The sequence below is a fragment of the Desulfovibrio sp. 1188_IL3213 genome (assembly GCF_036763145.1).
In the GTDB taxonomy this organism is placed as follows: Bacteria; Desulfobacterota; Desulfovibrionia; order Desulfovibrionales; family Desulfovibrionaceae; genus Desulfovibrio.
The window spans coordinates 1-4,593 of the sequence record NZ_JBAIYR010000180.1 but is presented as its reverse complement, the minus strand read 5'-3'; the positions used below and the strand labels follow the sequence as shown (position 1 = coordinate 4,593).

Here is a 4,593-nt window from a genome sequence, read left to right as displayed (position 1 = left end):
AGGACCGGGCGCGACGGCACAAGGCTGTGTCCCATTTGCTGGGCAAGCCTGTAGCCATGCCCGCTTCCCCCTGCCTGGGGCCAGGCGGGACTGCCCATGGCCAGCACTACGGCAGGTGCGCGCCAAACCCCTTTTGGGGAATGCACTTCAAAAATGCCTTCAGAAAAAACCAGATTTTCCACAGCATTGTCGCACATTATGTGGCAACCACGCTGGCGGCAGTCCGTCAGGAGCGCCTGAACCAGCTTTTGCGCGGATACGGTCAGAAAAAGCTGGCCGTGTTCTCTTTCTTCAAAGGGTAACCGCCATTGCCGGATCAGGCGTTGTATGGCGGCCGGGGCAAAGGCCCGCAGGGCAGGGGCGCAAAAGGCTATGCCATCGGGGCCGTCGCAACGGTAGTCCTGCGGCGTCACGCGGCGGTTGGTAAAATTGGCTTTTCCGCCGCCGCTTATGGCAAGCTTGCGTGCCGGGACAGCGCCGCGCTCAAGCACTGTCACGCGCAGGCCCCTTCCGGCGGCTTCGCGCGCGCAGATAAGCCCGGAAGCTCCCGCGCCCAGAACAAGCACATCCGCCTGATTCTCACCCACACGGTTTTTTGTTCCGGCAAGGCCGTGCGGAACGCGCCCCGGCGCAGGAACTGAGCTTTTGGATGCAGCTACTGAATTTGACAGGCTTTTTCGGCGGGAGCTATGTAAACTGAATTCTTGCATGCCCAGAAGGTATACGAGGCTGGTCGGTCTGCCAAGATGTTCAAATGACGTTCAGCAATAAAATACATCTGTTGAGAAAATTATGCCCATACTTCATTCGCGCTATGTCTGTCCCCTGCATCTGAGAAATCCCCATGCCAACACCATGTGGCCCGTGCTTTTTCGCCCGCATCCCGACCTTGCGCCTGATACGCGGCGGCAGCGCATTGAAACGCCCGACGGGGATTTTCTGGATGTGGACATGCAGCCCGCTGCCCACGCGCCGGATGGAAATTTTGGGCAGGGGCGCGGCATCGCCATAATATCCCACGGTCTTGAAGGCAACAGCCGCCGCAAATATGTGCTTGGCCTGGGCGCTGTTTTGCGGTCTTTGGGTTTTGACGTCCTTGCCTGGAACATGCGCTCCTGCTCTGGGGAGCCGGGCCGCACCGCCCGTCTGTACCATATGGGGGAGACAGAAGACCTTGCCACTGTGGTGCGCTTTGCGGAAATGTTTGACCGACCGCTGCTGCTGGCAGGCTTCAGCATGGGGGGAAACCAGATATGCCGCTATCTTGGCGGAAACAGGATATCGCCCCTCATACGGGGAGCCGTGGCCGTTTCCGTGCCGTGCGATCTTTCCGCCGCCGCCCCTGTCATGGACGGCCCGGCCTGCCGCCTGTACATGTGGTATTTTTTGCGAACCCTGCGAAAAAAAGTGTGTCACAACGCGGGGCGTTTTCCCGACTATCCTTCGGTTGAGGGCATTGAAAATATCCGCACATTTTCGGAATTTGACAGCCGCTTTACAGCGCCCACCTTCGGTTTTTCCTCGGCCAGCGACTATTGGGAAAAAAATACGGTGTTGCCCGATCTGCCCCGCATCACTGTACCCACATACCTGCTGCTTGCCGCAGACGATCCTTTTTGCGCGCCGTCGTGCTATCCGTGGGACGCGGCGGAGGCCAACCCGCATCTGTTCCTTGAGGTCGCAGACCACGGCGGGCATGTGGGCTTTGTGCAGCCCGGCGGCGTGTATTACAGTGAGCAGCGCGCCCGTGATTTTGCCGGCATGTTGCTGGAGCAGGGAAAGTTTAGAGCAATTTCACTTTGAAATTGCTCTGGCGGCTGCGTGAGCAGTCGCCCGCCGCGAAGGCGTAAGCGCAATTTATTTGCGCGGTTAAACGCCGAAGCGAGCGTGTCTTAAACTTTGAAAATGTACATTTTCAAAGTTAATCTGCTCTAATTGCTCTGCAAGAATTTTCAGGAAAATCCTTGCCAAGAAATACGAGCAGGCAGGCTTTTGCCTGCCGTAAGTGAGCATTTCAAGTGCTAAACGCTCTATTGAGCGGGCTGTTTTTTGCTTTCCTCGCCATGCTTTTCGGGGCGCAGAATGCGGCAAATGGGCTGTGCCGTGGCCCGGCCGGAGAATATTTCCTCCGAAGAGGCATCCAGGGCATGGGGCAGCACTTCGTCCACATGCTCCACAAAGACAATTTCAAGGTCTTTCAGCACCTCGTCCGGCACTTCTTTAAGATCCTTTTCGTTGTCACGGGGCATGAGCACTTTCTTGATGCCGCTGCGGCGCGCGGCCAGCAGTTTTTCGCGCAGGCCGCCAATGGGCAGCACGCGCCCCCGCAGGGATATCTCACCTGTCATGGCTACATCGTTGCGCACGGGAATGCCCAGCAAGGCCGAGGTAATGGAAGTGGCAAGGGTAATGCCCGCCGAGGGACCGTCCTTGGGTGTGGCCCCCGAGGGTACGTGCACATGTATATCCACCTTGCGGTGAAAGCGCGTATCAAGACCCAGCACTTCGGCCCGTGAGCGCACGTAGGAAAGCGCGGCCTTGGCCGATTCCGTCATGACCTCGCCAAGTTTGCCCGTGGTCACCACCTGACCGGAACCGGCCATAAGTGTCGTTTCCACCAGCAGTATCTCGCCGCCGCGCTGATTGTAGGCAAGCCCGGCGCACACACCCACCTGCGGCTCGGCCTCGCGCTCGTCATGCCGGTATTTTTTGACGCCGAGCATGGCGGGCAGGCTCTGACGCGAAATGTTCACGCACCTGTCCGTATTTTCTTCTTCCACCAGCTTGATGGCGGTTTTGCGGCACAGGGCGGCAATTTCACGTTCAAGGTTACGCACGCCCGCCTCGCGGGTGTAGGAGCGGATGATCTCAAGAACGGCATTGTCCGAAACCCGGATATTGCTTTCCTTGAGTCCGTGCTCCTCTATCTGGCGAGGCAGCAGAAAGTGCCGCGCAATGTGGCGTTTTTCTGTTTCAAGATAGCTGTTAAGCTCTATTATCTCCATACGGTCCAGCAAGGGCACGGGGATGGTGTGCAGCGAGTTGGCCGTGGTGATAAAGAATATCTTGGACAGGTCGTATTCCAGGTCCAGATAGTGGTCCATAAAGGTGTGGTTCTGCTCCGGGTCCAGCACTTCCAGCAGGGCCGAGGCCGGGTCGCCCCGGTAGTCGGAGGTCATCTTGTCCACTTCGTCCAGACAGAAAAGCGGATTGTTGTATTTCACCCGCTTGAGCGACTGGATGATCTTGCCCGGCAGCGCCCCCACATAGGTACGGCGGTGACCGCGTATTTCGGCCTCATCGCGCACGCCGCCAAGAGACAGGCGCACAAAATCGCGCCCGGTGGCCTTGGCTACAGACCGCGCCAGTGACGTCTTGCCAACGCCGGGAGGCCCCACAAAGCAGAGAATCGGCCCCTTCAGGCCCTGGGAAAGCTTTTGCACCGCAAGATACTCAAGGATGCGTTCCTTGGGTTTTTCAAGGCCATAGTGGTCGCCGTCCAGAATATTGCGGGCTTTTTCGATGTTGATATCAACCTGCTTGAGGTCATTCCAGGGCAGGTCGAGTATCCAGTCCACGTAGTTGCGCACCACCGTATATTCCGCAGCCGAAGGCGGCATGCTGCGCAGCTTCTTGGCTTCGCCAAGGGCCTTCTGGCGCGCTTCTTCGGGCATGTCGCGCGCTTTGAGCTTTTGCTCGATCTCGTCCACCTCGGCCTGGGGATCGTCATCACGCCCCATTTCCTTGTTGATGGCCTTGATCTGCTCGTTAAGGTAATATTCGCGCTGATTGCGCTCCATCTGTACCTTGACGCGATTTTTGATGCGCTTTTCCACCGTAGCCAGCGCCACCTCACCATGAAGCAGCTCATAGGCCAGCTCCAGCCGCTCGGTCACGTCGTCCATCTCCAGGGCCTGCTGCTTTTTGCGGTAGTCCACCTTGAGATTGGGAATGATGGAATCGGCCAGGGGGCCAGGATCATGCAGCGCCAGCATGGAAAGCACAGACTCCTGCGAAAGCTTCTTGTTGCCCTTGGCAAACTCGTCCAGCGTCTCATGAACCGCGCGCACAAGAGCCTCACGCTCTTCAGGACGGCTTTGCGTTTCGCCGCGCCGGGATGCGTACACTATGGCGCAGTGCTCATTTTCCTGCAGGTCTGTCCAGTCGGCACGGTACATGCCTTCAAACAGCACCTTGATGGTTCCGTCAGGCAGACGCAGCATTTGCAGCACCTTGCTGACCACGCCCACGGGAGCCAGGTCTCCGGCTTCGGGCTTTTCCAGTTCGGGCTCAAGCTGGGCCACCAGAAAAATCTGTTTGCTGTAGCTGGCCTGAGCGGCCTCTATGGCCTTGATGGAGGCTTCACGCCCTACAAAAAGCGGCATGATGGAACGCGGAAACATGACCACCTCACGCAAAGGCATGACGGGCAGTTCCACAAGTTTTCCAGTACCGCGTACGAATTCAGTCATAGTTTTCCCCTGAAAGGCCGTGGGCCGCATTGGCACGACCCCATAGCTTGGGAGATTGGAGCGGATTGCGGCAAAGGGCGCCTCCGCTCTGCCGCCGCGCACGGTGCAGCGCGCCGCACGG

3 protein-coding genes are annotated in these 4,593 nt (G+C 58.2%); 1 reads left to right on the top strand and 2 read right to left on the bottom strand.

What is annotated here, in order from left to right; genetic code table 11:
* A partial coding sequence (locus V6C16_RS08295) for an FAD-dependent oxidoreductase (RefSeq protein WP_333542998.1) occupies positions 1-587 on the bottom strand: 587 nt, incomplete at its 3' end.
* Positions 588-792: 205 nt separating this feature from the next.
* On the opposite strand from V6C16_RS08295, the gene V6C16_RS08290 reads away from it, so the two are divergent.
* The gene (locus V6C16_RS08290) at positions 793-1,803 is read left to right on the top strand and encodes a YheT family hydrolase (RefSeq protein ID WP_333536539.1); all 1,011 of its coding nucleotides are present in this window, start codon (positions 793-795) and stop codon (positions 1,801-1,803) included.
* Between the two features lie 227 nt (positions 1,804-2,030).
* Here V6C16_RS08290 and lon read toward each other — a convergent pair whose 3' ends face one another.
* Entirely contained in the window at positions 2,031-4,472 is a 2,442-nt protein-coding gene (gene lon / locus V6C16_RS08285) for an endopeptidase La (RefSeq protein ID WP_333536404.1), read from the bottom strand.
* Positions 4,473-4,593: the final 121 nt, after the last annotated feature.